Raw genomic sequence first — 14,862 nt, forward strand, 5'->3', positions numbered from 1 at the left:
CTACCCCTATGCTGCTGTTTAAGGCTGCTTAATTCGTGCCGTCATCTACAACTAAGCCGAAATGCGCCGCGAATGTAATCGCCTGCGCCGGTGAAATAATACAGCGCCTCAAGTCTTCCAAGCCCGCGCCAATGGCATTGAACTCGCAGCTGCTAATATCGACGCCGCCAAGCTTTGTTTGCGAGAACTGCGCTTGATCAATATTGGCTTCCTTCATATAAAACTGCGCGATCGTCATATTCGAAAGATCCGCCTTGGCCAGCGACGTCTTCTCGAATTTCACGCCTTTGGCATTCGTGAAGCGCAGCACCGCATAATCCGCGTAGCACTGCTCGAACCAAACGTTGCGCAGCGTGGAGCCCGTTATATCCATACCGAGCAGCTTGCAATTATGGAAGGAAACGCGGTGCAGGATAACCTCGCTCAAATCGATATTCGATAAATCGCAGTTTACGAACCGAACATCGGTAAACTCCGCTTTGCGCAGGCTCGTGCCGCGAAACACTACGTTTTGAAACACGACTCTATCGAAGCAGGGCTTATACGCCGATTGATTGTGAATGCCGCAATCCTCTATGATGCTGTCGCTAATTTCATGCTCGTCCGCCCATTCATAATCGGGTACGTCAAGCGCCGTAAGACCCTCTGGGATCTTAGGCAAATCAAGCTTCTTTTCCTTGCCTGACATTAGTAACAACCCCCTCCTGCGGCAGCTTCTTAGCTAACCGCTCAACCTAACCTACATTATATCGGATAACATTCCGCAATTGCAGGCTCATTAGATGTCAATTGTATGACGTTCGCTTTGCGGCTTACATCCATATCCTTGATGACTTATTAATCCTCCCCATCTATAATGAAGAAACGAACATGTCACATTACAATCCAGCCCTTAGCAGAGCTGCTCAGCTCCGTTATGGGGTTATAGCCATAGAGAGATACGGAGGTGCGCGATGAAATACGAGATGACGCTGGAACAGCGCGACCGCATCATGGAGCAGCTGTCAGAGGAGCAACGCCATTTCTTGCACCATGAACTTGTTCGCGGCAGAAGAACGTTGTTCGCCAGGCAGCTTGCGCGTAAAAAATGTCAATTCATTCCCGAGGATGCGCAGTTCGAGGACATCGAGTCCTTTATCGAGGAGTGGGACTATATCGGGTTTACCGACAGCGGCGAAGTATCGCCGCTCACCAAGTGCGAATGCGGGCGCTCGCTGCGCTATCAGCATCAGGTTCTTCATGTGCCAACGAATACTATTCGTTACTTCGGCATCGAGCATTTGCAGCTTCATACCGGTATTGACGCCAAGGCTATCGCTGATATTATGAAAGGCTTCGATGTGCTTGACGGGGAACTGAATGAAGTGCTTAGCAAATACCAGAATGGCTGGCAGCTCGGACAGCATCTGTTCCTGCCGCTTCCCGAGGAGCTGGAGGTGCCGCTAGATATTCAGGCACAAATCGATGCTGAGCTTCCGCTGCTCGATCGGCAGCTTGCCCGTCTCCGCAGAAAGCTGCACGAGCTTGATGTCGTCAATAGAAAAAAGCGGCTTGCGGCCGCTTTGACTTATTATGATGCACCGCCGGATATAGGAGATGATCCCCGGGAACCCGAGTTTATGCAGCTAACGGATACAGCGGGTAATCCACCACCACCGCCATCACAGGAGTTCACGGAAGCAGAACCCGAAACCGTGCTGGGCTCCTTCCTCTTTGGCGAGGAAGCTGTGCAGCAAGGAGCCTTCAGCTTCGGCGAATCCAGTAGCGGGCAAGCCGCTTTCGTGTTCGATGAACCGGCAGGCAGCCAAGGTGCATTCGTCTTCGACGAGGCGGCAGAGAGCCAAGGCGCTTTTCTATTTGATGAGCCTTCTGCTTCGCCTAATCAAGATGCACAAACATTCGAGGAGGCCGGCAGAAAGCTCGGCGCCGCCATGCGGAGAGAGACTGAAACAAGCAGCTCGGACGCCAAACGTTCCAGTCCGTTCTATCTGCCTCCTGAGGCGCAAAGCGTCGTGAACGACGCGCTCAAATACGGACGCATCAGCACGCTTGCCATCTCCAACTTCCTCATTGAGCAGAAGCTCGTGCAGGATACGCGAATGTCTACCGGCAAGCCTGCGATTTATATTGCCGTCGCTGCCTATATGGACAAGCTCTCGGCGGAACGCCTTTGCGAGCTTACATCCAGCAATTCCGAGGATCGCGTGTATGAGAAAGTATAATTAACCTTTGACAGCCGAGCCGACGGTAAGCGCGTTCTCAACCTGCTCACTGAACAGGATATAGATCAGAACCGTTGGCAGGCTCGCAATGGTCATTGCCGCTCCCATAGCGCCCCAGTCCGTCGTGAATTGCCCTTGGAAGAACAGCAGGCCGAGCGGCAGCGTCTTCAAGCTTTCCTTGGTAATGAGAATGACAGCCATCGTGAACTCATTCCATGAATTGAGGAAAATAAAGATGACCATCGTTGCAAGCGCAGGCTTAATGATCGGCAGCATGATGCTGAAGAACGTCCGGTAAATGCTCGCGCCGTCAATACAGGCCGATTCTTCCATTTCAATCGGAATACTACGGAAGAAGCCGTAAAATACCATGGAAGCAAATGAAATATTAAAGGCGATATACGGAATAATCAACGCCCCGTATGTGTTAGCCAGGTTCAAGTCCCTTACGAGAATCGCAAGTGGAATCATAATGACTTGAATCGGAATAAACATGCCTACAAGAATATACGTATGCGCGATTTTGCTGAACCGCCAGCGCAGCCTTGCAGCCGCATAGGAGAACATAACCGCAAGCAGAATGGCCCCCGCTACAGTCGCTACCGCCACCAATAAGCTGTTCATAAAGTATGAGGGTACATTATATTTCGACCATGCCTCTACGTAATTCTCGAACCGCAAATGCACAGGCGGTCCAAACGGATTCGTTACGAATATTTCATCATTGTTTTTGAGGGAATAAAAGATCATCCATACGAGCGGATACACGGACAATATGGCGTACAGCCATAAAAAGATCTGCATGCTCGGGTTGTTTTTTCTAAGCTTCATCATCCAGGTCATCTGGGCACGCCTCCTCTAGTATGAAATGCGTTCTCTAGCAATCAGTCGGTTAATAATAAGCGTCGCGATCAGGCATTCAATGACGAGAATTGCCGCGGCCGCGCTGCCATAACCAAACTCTCCTACTCGGAATGCAGAACGATACATGAGATAAGTGAGCGTATAAGTCGAGGTTCCTGGTCCCCCGCTTGTCATAATATACATATTGGCAAAAGCGTTCAGCCCGCCGGTAATTGCGAATACGAGGCAAAATTTGTACGTTTCCGCCATCATGGGAATATTGATCTTCAAAATGGCTTGCAGCTTCGTTGCCCCGTCAATACGGGCAGCTTCCATATATTGTTCAGGAACGGACTTCACGCCCGCAAGCAGAAGGGCGAAATGATACCCCATATACTGCCACGCATTTACGAACGCAATCGCGATAATTGCCGACTTGCTGCTCGTAAGCCAATCCTGCTTGTATTCAAGCCCAATTGCTTCGAATATTTTGTTGATCAGCCCATATTCGCCGTTATAAATAGACAGCCACAGTTGACAAACGACCGTAATCGAAAGCACGACCGGTATGAAAAAGCTAATGCGCAAAATTTTGCGCCCTTTGAACTTCGCATCCGCAACCGCGAAAGCTAGAATCGATCCAATCCCAATCTGGGTCACCGTAATGATTACCGCGAAGATGAGGCCGTTCTTAAGGGAAGTGAAAAACAAGCTGTCCTGAAACAATCTCGTGTAGTTGTCGAACCAAATGAAAGTGCCCTCCGAAAGACCGTCCCACTCATACATGCTGCGGAAAAACGTCTGGACGATCGGGTAAAATACCATCACAGTGTATAAGAGGAGAGCAGGCAATATAAACAAAAGTATCGCTGTCTTGTTCCCCAGAAATTTGTTCATTTCATCACTTCCTCTGCAAGTCTGACTATATGTTCCATGCCGCGTTTTGCCATAAGAGAGCTAGAACCCACTCCAATTGCTGCTATGGGAGTGAGTTCCGCCTCGTTTACCCTTTATTTCATTTGCTCTTGCTGCTATTTCGCTGCCGGAACGGCCTTGCTCACGTCCTCGATGAACTGCTCTGCGCTGTATGCGCCGGTCATCAGGCTTTGTGACGCATCCTCGATCGCTGCTTTGAACTTCGCATCGGACAAGCCCCATGCGAATGAAGTCGTGCTTGTGATTTTGGCAATATCGTCAGACAGCTGCTTCATCATCGGAGGATATTCGGTAACGATCGCTTTATCTACCTTTGTAGAAACGAGAGGATTGGCGCGCTCCGTATATTTGTACTCAGCGTATTTGAGCGATAAGAATGCGGCTACCTTAGCCGTCAGATCCTTGTCTTTCGTGTCCGGGTTTACCGCATAGCCGCCTGGGCCTCCGCCGCCGCTGAACGCATATTTGCTAGCTTCGTAGTTCGCTGCGTCTTTGCCTGGGAAGTACATCCAGCCTGCTTTGTCTCCGAGCTGCTTCGTGGATTCGGCAATTTCCCATTGTCCGTTCAGGAACATCGCTGCTTTGCCTTGGTGGAACAATGCCGCTGCTTGGTCGTAGTTGAGATTCGTTGCGCCTTTAGGAAGCATGCCTGCTTTCACAAGCTCGATAATTTTATCCGCCGCTTCCTTGTAAGCTGGATCGCTCACGCTTGCCTGCCCTTTATCAAGCTTCAGGATGCCCTGCGGCTCGTTGCGCGTTACGAACATGTCGAACAGTGCAACCGTCGGCCACTTTTCTTTGGCGAAGATCGACATTGGCGTAATGCCTGCCGCATTAAACGTTGTAACTGCCGTCATCAGCTCGTCGTAGGTCGTTGGAACCTTTACGTTGTTTTGCTCGAACAGCTCTTTGTTGTAGTAGAGCAATACGAATTCATTGCCTGCATACGGGAATGCATACGTGTGTCCGTCGTCCGCTACGAGCGTGTTCATTGTGCTTGGGAACATTTTATCCTTGAAGCCAAGCTCATCAACGTAGGAGTCCAGCTCAAGAATGTTGCCGGATTTTTTGAAGGTGGTAATGATGTCGAGACCCGCTTGGAAAATGTCAGGCAGATTGCCCGTTGCCGCGTACGTCTTTAATTTCTGGCCGTCATCCTGTGCCTGAACTTCAAGCTCAAGCTCAACGTTCGGCATTTCTTTCTTCAATTCCGCTACCGCGTAATCGTAAGGAAGCTTCGTATCGTCATCGGCATACTGCGCATAAATCCGAAGCTTAACCGGCTTCGCGTCTTCCTCCGGTTTTGTTTCCTCCTGCGCGGCGTTTGTCGCCGTCTCTTTGTTTCCTTCATTAGCCGCTTTGTCGTTCACAGCTTCATTGTTGCCCGCGGAGCCGCAGGCTGCCAAAAATACCATGCAAAAACTCATCGCCGCAATTGCAAGCTTTTTCATCGTTTGACCCCCTAAAGTTTGTTCTAGCCAAAGCTTTCTGACCATGCTATTTACATTTCTGAGTATAAGGAAAACAGCGAAGCTTGATAATGAAGAAACTGCGTGCTTTTGGTAAAATCCGCAGGTTTTCGCAATAAAGAGCCGCTAATGGCGGCTCTTTTCGTACTCGCTAGGCGAATATCCGTAAAACTTTTTAAAACTTTTACTAAAATACCCCGAATCGTTGTATCCAACCTTCTCCGCAATGTCCGTCAACCGTACGTTATTGCGGCTGAGCAGCTCCTTTGCCTGCTGCATCCGATATTGCGTTAAATAATCGCTGACCGTAATTCCGATCTCCTTCTTGAATACCGCCCTCAAGTAGCTGGCATTAATAAACACATGCGATGCGATCTGATCCAGCTGAAGCGCAGGGTCCGCATAATGATGCTCCATATAGGCCTTCGCTGCTTTTGCGATTTGGGAAGAGCGGGTATTGCGATGCTTGCTATTGTAAGTAACCGCCTTGCGGAACAGCTCTTTTAGCCAATCGAATGTCAGCTCAGCCGATTCCAGCTTGCGTATCTCGTTATACGGAAAGAACTGGTCGCCAAAGCAATCCTCGACAGGATGGCCGGACTCCTCGAAGTAAGATAAATTCACCGATACGAGTCCCATACATATGACATAAATATAATCGATAGGCAGCCTTCGCTCCCGTATCGTCTGGAACACGTCGCCCAGCTTCCGCTCAATGGCTTCCCAGCTGTTCAGACGCAGCAGCACTAGCAGCTCCTCGTTCACCTCTGTAGGATAAAAAGGCTGATTCCCGCTGCTCGGCAGCTGCTCCCCATATGCGATTACCCGGTCATTGCCGAGCACGAACTTGTTCTGCAGCGCTTCAAGCGCTTCGAGGTAAGAGGACGCTACTCCCTTGAAGCCGTCCTTGCTGCGACCAACGCCAACGGTAATCGTAAACTTCAAGTATTTTTTGATGAGAAAGCAAAGCTTCTTGTAGCCCTCCAGCGTCGGAATTTCGTCTGCAAGCCCTCCCTGGTGACGGGCGAGCGCTACGATCCGTCCCTCCGGCCCGTTGAATATCAAATAATTGCCGCTCTCCTCCAGCGCCTCGTTCAGTACATTCGTGACCGCATATTTCATCAGCAGCCGGTCGCTTGCCTTGCTCCACTTGCGGTCCATATGGTCAATCTCGATACAGGCCGCGACATAGAGGCCGGATTCCGCATGCACGCCGAATTGCTGCAGCCGCTTGATGGTCTCCGATTCCGTGAGCGCATATTCTCGGCTTATCAGCTGGCTGAGGAAGCTCTCTTTCATCAGCTCCGTGTTCTCGCGAAGCGTAACCTTCTCCTCCTGCGCCTTCTGATGCTGCTGCCTCAGCTTCACAAGCGTGAGCAGCAGCTCATCCTTGGAGAAGGGCTTCAGGATGTAATCCTCAACGCCAAGCTTAAGCGCTTTGCGCGCATATTCAAATTCATTATGCCCCGTAATCAATACGATGCTGATCTCCGGATACTGCGCCCTCAGCCGCTCGGCCAGCTCCAGCCCGTCCATGAACGGCATCGTAATATCGACGAGCGCGATATCCGGCTGTTCCAATGCAACCATCTCCAGTGCTTCTTGGCCATGCTTGGCTTCCTGGCTAATGACGAAGCCGAGCGTTTCCCAGTCCAGCACCGTTTTCAAATAGTCTCGAAATATAACCTCATCATCCACGATCATTACTTTCTGCATCGCTGCTACCGCTCCTGTTCCGCTTGATAGGGAAGCTCTGCCGTCACCGTCGTGCCGAGCCCGCTCTCGCTCTCGATTTGTATGCCATACGGCTCGCCGAAATAAAGCAATATACGTTCATGCACACTGCTTAGCCCATAACCAACCTGCTGCTGCGCGCCGCTCATGCTTGCTCTTAGATCATGAAGACGCTCCTCCGTCATGCCCGCCCCGTCGTCCTTTACGGTCAAAACAACCTTCTGCTCCTCCCGCCTAGCCGTAATCGTAAGCAGCCCAAACGTCGCCTTGTTCTTCAGGCCGTGATAGATCGCATTTTCCACCAAGGGCTGAATGGTCAGCTTCGGAATCATGCTGCCCAGCACCCCAGGCTCAACATCCATTTCATAATTGAAAACGTCGGAGTAGCGGATTCGCTGAATGGACAAGTAATCCTTAACGCTCCTCAGCTCCTCCTCAAGCCTGATCTGATCCTTGCCTTGGCTGAGGGCAACCCGGTAGAAATCCGCGAGCGCCTTCGTCGTGCGCTGCACGTCCCGAGCCCGTCCCATCTCTGACAGCGTATAGATCACATCGAGCGTGTTATACAGGAAATGCGGCTTGATCTGTGCCTGCATAAGGGCCAGCTCGTACTCCCGCTTCTTCTTCTGCTCCGCGCTGATGTTCGCCAGAAGGTCCTTGACCCGCCCCATCATCGTATTGAACCCGGAAGCGAGCAGACCAATCTCATCGCCGGAATTCACCTCGATCTGCTGGTCAAGGTTTCCCTCCTTCACCTTCTTCATATGGCGCGACAAGTGGACAATCGGCTTGGAAATGACATTGGACAGCAGCCTTGCGACGAAAAGCGCGATCACAAAACAAACGAGGCCGATCAGCAGAATCAGCTTCGTAATCTTCCTCGTATCCTCCGTTAGCAAATCGTAGGGCACCTGGGAAATCAGCTTCCAGCCAAGACCCTGCATATCGCTGCTGATCAGCAGCATATCGCCATCCCGTGACGACTGAACCTTCGCTCCGACCGCGCTTTTCTGCACCCATTCCAATAAAGAGGGCTCTGTAATCGGCTGCAGCACCTCCTCCTCCTGCTTAGAGGAGACGATGCGCCCAGCCGTATCCGCGATATAATAAGAGCCTTCCTTGATCGAACCGATATCCTCATACACGGCCGACAACGCGCTCTCCCTAATATTCAGAATGACGTAGCCGAGCGGAACGCCCGTATTAATATTCACGATGCGCTTGCCGAGCGTAAGGATCGGCACCGTTTCATTTTTCACAAGATAATTGCGTTTTTGCATCGGAAACCAAATATTCGCTCCGTTTGATTGCTGCAGCCGGCGCAGCAGCTCGCTTCCGGCCGCAAGCTCCTGCTTGCTTTCCATACTCGTATTGGAGCCGAATATATGATAGTCGGGATCAATGAACGCGGCTGACTCCACATCAGGGAATACGACTAGCGCGAAGCTTAGCTGATTCGTGATTTTGGTGTAAAGCTGCAGCTCCGACATTTGCCCTCCTGCTCCCGACTGGTCCTCGACCAGCACCTTGTTCATATTCAGCGTGAGCATATTCGCCGCACTGACTGCATTTGCGAGCTTGCCGTTAATCTGGGTAATGATCAAGGATGAATTATCCGACACGCTCTTTACCGTTCTCTCCACAATGGCATTCGTATAGATCTGATTGGAGGCAAAGCCAAGCACGAACAAGGGAATAATAATAAGCGGAACATAGACGAGCGTAATTTTGTTGCGGATTAATCGATTGCGGAACCATTCGAACCGCTTCAGCCGGTTGTATACATTCACTTGATGCCCCCCTGAGCAGGTTAAGCTGTTTTTTTACTCTTTTTACTAAATAATATACGGCGAACGTAAGCGCTTAATCAATGGGAAATAAAAATAAGGACTGCCCCTTAGGCTTCGAACAACCTAAAAGGGCAGTCCCCATTCGTTATTTGCCCGCTACAATGGATGATAGATTAAAAATTCGTCATGTCTACCGATTTCGATATTTGCTCCAGCGTCAACAGCGGAATACGCAGCGTGGTGCCGCCTTGAGCTGCAAGAGGAAGCGGCTGCTTCGTTTCGATAGCTTGCGTTAGTTGCGCCTTTGTCGCTTAAATAGATACTAAAAACGCACAAGGCGTTAGGCGTTTAACCTGTCTTGCGCGTTGGCATTTCCCCGTCTGCATGGGCTTCGGAATAATACTGCCCGGCATAATCGATACGCGCAACAAAGCCGGCTAGAAATACGTTCCCAGCCGGCCTTGGTCTCTTTGCTTTTGTTAAAGAAGTGATCCCTTCATCCTTGCGTTGCCGGCATCATGGCACGGCCATGAAGCCTATCCTTAACGGCTGACGGCCACTCGTCCCATGCACCGTATTCCGCCAGCAGCGCAAATGCCCACCTGTCTATGCCAAAGGCGACGCAGCCCGATGACCACGGCAAACCAGCGGGGCCCTTGACGTCGAACGGCTTGCAAAGCGAGTCCCCCATGTGGTTAAAAGAAGCGATGGAAAACGTACTGCGGCCCAGCGTTTCCGCCAGCAATTCGTATTTCATCGACGCCATCTTCTGATGTTGGATTTTGAGCGCGTCTTCCGAGAAATAGAAGGGATCATTCGCCGTCGTCAAGCTTCCGTGTAAGCCCAGTTCGACAAACAACGACCAGATTTCCTGCATCCACCAGCTTCGTTCTTCCTCCACGAAATCCGTGTCTCCGACAAATACGACTTCCCTCATGCCGAATTCGGTTAACCGGTGGTTGCCCACCCTCCACTCCGCCTCGTGACGGAAGCAATTGCCCATCGCGGTAAGCCGCACAGGCCCGTCCAGCACTTGCCCGGACAGTTCAGCGTAACAGTGAAAGCATACCGCGGGCGCCAAGGCGTGACGGCTTTGCCTTGCAAGCGCAGCGGGGTCCGCAGCCGTTTTGACCTCCCTAAGCGTGTCATACCGATGGGGAAACTCGCCCACCACGAACAGATTTTGCGGGAAAGAGCGGATATAACCGCATTTCTCCAGCGTGTCGAGCCCAATCATGGACGGGTATCGGCGCAGCGCCGCCCCCCCTGCGGACCGCCATTCCTTCGAATAACCGGTCGAGCAGCCCGATCAGCTTCACCGCATAATCACGCTTGACGCTTCCGTCCGCCGCGTAAGCTTGCTGCACTGTATTCTCGCGGCCGTCATCAAAGCCTCCTTTCGAAATGCCCGATCTGGCGGGCGTTTGCTTAATCGTCCTGCTTCCGAGCGTCCGGATCCCTCGTTCCTCGGCGATCATCGCTTCTACCGTCGCTGCAATCGCCTCGCAGGAGTCCATGCTTATGGGCTCAATGACCACCTCCATCCTTTCGGAATTCCAGTCGCAGCCGCGGACGCCCTCAATGCTGTATGCCAGCTTGGATATCAGCGATTCTGCTTGGTTTGCGGTCAATATGTCCTTGCAGGACAACCGAATCTTCTCCACTCAAAGCACCTCCCTTATCATACATGGGACGATGATGCGTCCCTGCTATGGCTTTGTTCAACAGTTCCTTCTCCAGCGTTGCCCCGTCGGACAAGAGGGAGGCTACCTTCGCGATGCTCCTCTTGTCTCCGCTCACCGAATATTTGAGCAGCATACCTACCGCGATCCCATGTCCTCTCTCCACCTCTGCATAAGCCGAATCGAGCGAAGCGTCCCGCAGGAAATCGTGCTCGAGCATGAAGCGCAGTCTTCTGCGCATGAGCTTTTTGTGCTCCCACAAAATATGCAGCAAGCGGATATCCACCACGTCCCGCTCCTGCTCAAGCCCCTGCAAATATTCCTGAATACGGTCATACACCTTAATCCCGTACGTGTTTTCCAAGCATAAGTAAGAGGACGGCTTCCATCCCCTGACATAACGGTCCATCGCGTCCACGGCGGACAACGAATCGAAAGCCGTATTCCTTTCGTACTGAAAATACGTTTTCGGCTTAAAGGACACTGACATCACGCGCCGGTCAAACCAATCGCTGTCCGGGTCGGCAGCCGCGTAAGCAGCCTCCATCTCCGCGAAGGAGCATGACGTCTCGACGTATTTCCCTCTCCGCATATTGTCCGCGATATGCAGCCTTCCCGCTGCCTTATCGTAGCCGTAAATGAACATGTCGTGATTGTGCGCATGCCTGCCGTAAGCATCTGATTCCCGAATATGCGTCTGATCGGCCAAAAAGTATACGTACTGCCCCATATCAATGGCGTCGATCGCGAATTGGACGATGCTTCCGTTCCATTTTTGCGCTACGGTGTCCCGGTGCATGAATTGAAATTGAAGCCATGGACAGTCGAACAGCAGCGGGTCAAAGAAGCTGTCCTGTTTGTTGGTATAGTCGATCTTGCGGAGCGATCCGAAATAAACGAGTTGAATAAAATTGTTGTACACCCACGGGAGCGTCTCCTCCCGGTTGCCGATCATGCAGAATAAATGGGCGATGTTGGGATACGTCTTGTATTCGTGGTCGTGCATGGGCAGCCGTTTCGTTGTCATGACGTCATCCTCCTTGTGTGGATTGTCCTAACGAACATCTCTTGCCTAGACCGCTGAGGCCAGCTTTCTGGCGATGCTTGCGGCAAACTGATCGATGGTGGCGAAATAATCGATAATCAGCTCGTCATCGTCGAACGCGATGTCAAAATGCTGTTCGATGTGAACAAGCAGTTGAATCATTCGAAGCGAGTCCACGCCCATATCGCGAATCTGGGCATAGATATCCGCATCGAATTCCAGAACCGGATTTTCGGTCATTTCCGCTATCTTTTTCTTCAAATATTGAACCGTATCGCTGCTCGCGGCATGTATGGACATGGGGCACACTCCCGTCTATTAATTGTTTCCTTCGCCTCGCCCTTTTTAGCTATAATAGCTATATCTGGAATCCGCAGCTAAGTGCCGGCCTCATGATGTTGGTTAAGGGGGATAATTCATGTTAGAATGGCAGATTTCCCGGTTCATTCCGCTAAGCTTCGACCGCTTCCAAAATATCTCCCGGGATGAGTGGACAAGCTCCGGCTTTCAACTGCTGTGGTCGCAGCAGCAAAGCTTCTCTTGTGATGTCGGCAATTCCATACAGATCCTGGCACCTGGCCAGCCGCTTCTGATCGCGCCTCTGCAGACCGTCAGGCTTGCTTCAGATGAGTCGCCTGCTCTCCAGGCAGCAGACTTTCAATTCCCTGCTCTTCTTGAATTAGACAGCTTCCCTCCATCGCTGAAGGGTCACATCAATCCACTCAGCAAGCAAATATTGATGCAGCTCCAAGCCTATCAGCTGACGATGGATGGGGAGGATATCGTCACGCGCGTGCAAGTCAGCAGCCTGCTGTTCTTCATGCTGATGGAGTGCTTTCTTCTGCCGGACAGCCATTCCGCCCTCCCCCAGGCGGAGGAAATACGAGAGTCCCCAGCCCACCCGTCCAAAGCCCATAAGCGCAAAAAAAGCAGTCTGCCCATCGTCTATGCCGTCCGGTATATGCGCAAGCATCTGGGCAATCCCGATCTCTCGCTTCAAGAAATCGCCGGCGCGATTGGATATAATCCCAACTACTTCTGCCAGGAATTCAGCCATATTTTCGGCGTGTCTCCCATCCGGCATCTGAACGAGCTGCGAGTTAGCAAGGCGCTTCATTATTTGGAGAATACAGAAACTCCAGTCAAACAAATCTGTGAGCACGTCGGTATCCGCAACCCCGGCAATTTCACCGCCATGGTCAAAAACAGGCTTGGCATGACGCCCATCGAATACCGAAGACGATATCGGGCGAAGACGATGGATGTATGAGACAAATGGTGCGTACTTGAACCCTCGTTAGCGGCCTGACGCGGCATTCAGCTCTAGCATGCAGGGCCGTGCCTTGATCCAGGCAATCTCTTCGGACAAATAGCGGTAGGGATCGCTTCCGAACCATTCCAAGGAGAAGGAGGCTAGTGGCTCCTCGTCTCGGAGCAGCGAAAATACGGCTTCATAGTCTACGGCGCCTTCCGCCAGCGGAACCATGCCCTCCCGCGTCCCGCCGGGAGCATACACGTTGCCTGGCGAGAAGACGGCAAGCTCGCGGCGGCTCCGTACGTTTTTGCAGTGGTAGTGCATCGTCCATGGCGATAGTCTCTGATACGCGTTCGCAATATCGTCGCCCGCTTCCCATAGGTGCAGGAAATCCAGGTTCACGCCGAGCATGGGATGATTGACCTCCCTAATCAAGCGCAGCGTAGACGCCAAATTGTCTGCCAGCGTGCCGGGATGCGTCTCGATGACGGTGCGAATGCCGTGCTTCCACGCCAGTCCCGCCATCTCCCGCAGTCTGACAACGGCTAGCTGCCAGTCCTCCTCCCGGGATTGCGCACTGGGCTTATGCCCGGCGAATATCCGGATTTTGTCGCTTTCGAACATGCGCGCCAGCGCGATCAAGTCTTTCCATTGCCGCCAAACTTGAGCGTCATAAAGCTCCTCCGCCTCGGCAAGCAACGGCACGTAACCGCTGATCATGACGACCTTAAGCCCCCTTCGCCGCATGCCGAGCACGGCACGGGCCGCCTGCATCGGCATGCGGCGGGCCATGGCCGCGGCATGCGCGCCCCACAGCTCAATGCCCGCGAAGCCATTAAGCGCCGCGAAATCCAGCAGCTCCGGGAACGAGACCAGCTCATGCCTGAACGAAATGGAGCATAGATGAATGTTCATCTTTCAGACCCGCCTCTCGCCGCCAAATATTCGAGAAGCTCCAGCTCTGCAAGCCGGGCTCCCTCCAGCTTGCGCAGCAGCCCTTCCCGTAGGTCCCCTGCCGGCCGGCGTTTCCCAAGCTTCGCCAACAGCAGATTCACGTTCATCCAGCCGCGCTTCACATCCTCCGCTCTTCGGTCACCCTCTGCCGATTCCCATTCCGAGTATGATCCAAGTTCGCGATAGCTTTGCCATACGAGACCTCGCATCCGGGTCATGGCGGAGAGCGCGATCATGTTTTGTTCCGCCCACGTTCTGCGCCGTTTTTCTTCCCAATCGGCACTGGCTGCAACATCGGCGCAAAATAGCTTGAAAGCTCTGCCTGATTCCTTCCGATAACTGTTCAGAATCGCAACCGACTCCTTGCGCAGCGATGCTTGTCGAGTGGGACGACTATATGCAGCGTCCCAAACCAGCTTGCAGTACACCAGCTCATTCCTTCGCACGCTGGCGTGCGAGAGCTCCTCTGCTGTCATTTCTCCCGCATAACCGGCTACCGGATCAACGATCTCATAACAGCCCACGCCTTCTCCGTCACTCCTTCTATGGAGCAGAATGCTATGGTAGAAACCAGCCGACTCAAAGCCCAGCATGGACTTCGGGAAAAATCGCAGCCTGGAGGCTCTGCATAATACGATCGCCATTCCGCCTTCATCGAGCAGCGAGCTTACATCCTCGGCGCTCCCCGAGGTAAGGTAGAATCGGATTCCGTACTCGAAGCACAAATCAATCCACTTCATGTTCCGAACGGACATCAGCATGCCGTCATAATATCCGATATGCCAGTAGCCCAGCAGAAAATAGCGTGGATCACCGCCGGAATGCGTTATCGCCGCTACGATGCATGATGCCGTGCATTCGAGCGCGGCCAGCCCAGCCGGGCTTTCGGGACGATAAACGACTGTATCCATGTCCGTCTGATTCCTCCTCAA

The 14,862-nt window shown here is 52.3% G+C and carries 14 protein-coding genes; 2 read left to right on the plus strand and 12 right to left on the minus strand.

Going from position 1 to position 14,862, the window contains the following annotated elements; genetic code table 11:
• Positions 1–28 precede the first annotated feature (28 nt).
• Positions 29–688, minus strand: a complete 660-nt coding sequence (locus FHS16_RS17905) for a pentapeptide repeat-containing protein (RefSeq protein ID WP_183565447.1) — start codon at positions 686–688, stop codon at positions 29–31.
• 265 nt (positions 689–953) lie between these two features.
• On the opposite strand from FHS16_RS17905, the gene FHS16_RS17910 reads away from it, so the two are divergent.
• Positions 954–2,222: a DUF3895 domain-containing protein gene (locus FHS16_RS17910; protein WP_183565450.1), complete on the plus strand. Its 1,269-nt coding sequence runs from the start codon at positions 954–956 to the stop codon at positions 2,220–2,222.
• Here the strand turns inward: FHS16_RS17910 and FHS16_RS17915 are convergent, their stop codons facing one another.
• From FHS16_RS17915 to FHS16_RS17955, 9 genes are all read right to left on the minus strand, one after another.
• Positions 2,223–3,065, minus strand: a complete 843-nt coding sequence (locus FHS16_RS17915; RefSeq protein WP_183565453.1) for a carbohydrate ABC transporter permease — start codon at positions 3,063–3,065, stop codon at positions 2,223–2,225.
• A 15-nt stretch (positions 3,066–3,080) separates the two neighbouring features.
• Positions 3,081–3,962, minus strand: coding sequence for a carbohydrate ABC transporter permease (locus FHS16_RS17920; protein ID WP_183565457.1), 882 nt, complete (start codon positions 3,960–3,962; stop codon positions 3,081–3,083).
• Positions 3,963–4,096: 134 nt separating this feature from the next.
• On the minus strand, positions 4,097–5,452 hold the full coding sequence (locus FHS16_RS17925; protein ID WP_183565460.1) for an ABC transporter substrate-binding protein: 1,356 nt from the start codon (positions 5,450–5,452) through the stop codon (positions 4,097–4,099).
• A gap of 144 nt (positions 5,453–5,596) precedes the next feature.
• Positions 5,597–7,186: a response regulator gene (locus tag FHS16_RS17930; RefSeq protein WP_183565463.1), complete on the minus strand. Its 1,590-nt coding sequence runs from the start codon at positions 7,184–7,186 to the stop codon at positions 5,597–5,599.
• Between the two features lie 5 nt (positions 7,187–7,191).
• Positions 7,192–8,994: a sensor histidine kinase gene (locus FHS16_RS17935; RefSeq protein ID WP_183565466.1), complete on the minus strand. Its 1,803-nt coding sequence runs from the start codon at positions 8,992–8,994 to the stop codon at positions 7,192–7,194.
• Between the two features lie 496 nt (positions 8,995–9,490).
• Positions 9,491–10,231 carry a class-II aminoacyl-tRNA synthetase family protein gene (locus tag FHS16_RS17940; protein ID WP_183565469.1) on the minus strand — a complete coding sequence of 247 codons (741 nt, stop codon included), beginning with the start codon at positions 10,229–10,231 and terminating at the stop codon, positions 9,491–9,493.
• The gene (locus FHS16_RS17945; RefSeq protein WP_183565472.1) at positions 10,140–10,658 is read right to left on the minus strand and encodes a hypothetical protein; all 519 of its coding nucleotides are present in this window, start codon (positions 10,656–10,658) and stop codon (positions 10,140–10,142) included. The genes FHS16_RS17940 and FHS16_RS17945 overlap by 92 nt, the downstream gene beginning before the upstream one ends.
• Positions 10,573–11,703, minus strand: coding sequence for a hypothetical protein (locus FHS16_RS17950; protein WP_183565475.1), 1,131 nt, complete (start codon positions 11,701–11,703; stop codon positions 10,573–10,575). Before FHS16_RS17950 ends, FHS16_RS17945 begins: the two co-directional genes overlap by 86 nt.
• Positions 11,704–11,748: 45 nt before the next feature.
• On the minus strand, positions 11,749–12,021 hold the full coding sequence (locus FHS16_RS17955; RefSeq protein WP_183565478.1) for an acyl carrier protein: 273 nt from the start codon (positions 12,019–12,021) through the stop codon (positions 11,749–11,751).
• A gap of 118 nt (positions 12,022–12,139) precedes the next feature.
• Between FHS16_RS17955 and FHS16_RS17960 the strand changes: the two genes are divergently transcribed.
• The gene (locus FHS16_RS17960) at positions 12,140–12,991 is read left to right on the plus strand and encodes a helix-turn-helix transcriptional regulator (protein WP_183565481.1); all 852 of its coding nucleotides are present in this window, start codon (positions 12,140–12,142) and stop codon (positions 12,989–12,991) included.
• A gap of 27 nt (positions 12,992–13,018) precedes the next feature.
• Here the strand turns inward: FHS16_RS17960 and FHS16_RS17965 are convergent, their stop codons facing one another.
• Positions 13,019–13,891 carry a sugar phosphate isomerase/epimerase family protein gene (locus FHS16_RS17965; protein WP_183565484.1) on the minus strand — a complete coding sequence of 291 codons (873 nt, stop codon included), beginning with the start codon at positions 13,889–13,891 and terminating at the stop codon, positions 13,019–13,021.
• Positions 13,888–14,841, minus strand: coding sequence for a hypothetical protein (locus FHS16_RS17970; RefSeq protein ID WP_183565487.1), 954 nt, complete (start codon positions 14,839–14,841; stop codon positions 13,888–13,890). The genes FHS16_RS17965 and FHS16_RS17970 overlap by 4 nt, the downstream gene beginning before the upstream one ends.
• Positions 14,842–14,862: the final 21 nt, after the last annotated feature.

Source organism: Paenibacillus endophyticus, assembly GCF_014192395.1.
Classification (GTDB): Bacteria; Bacillota; Bacilli; order Paenibacillales; family Paenibacillaceae; genus Pristimantibacillus; species Pristimantibacillus endophyticus.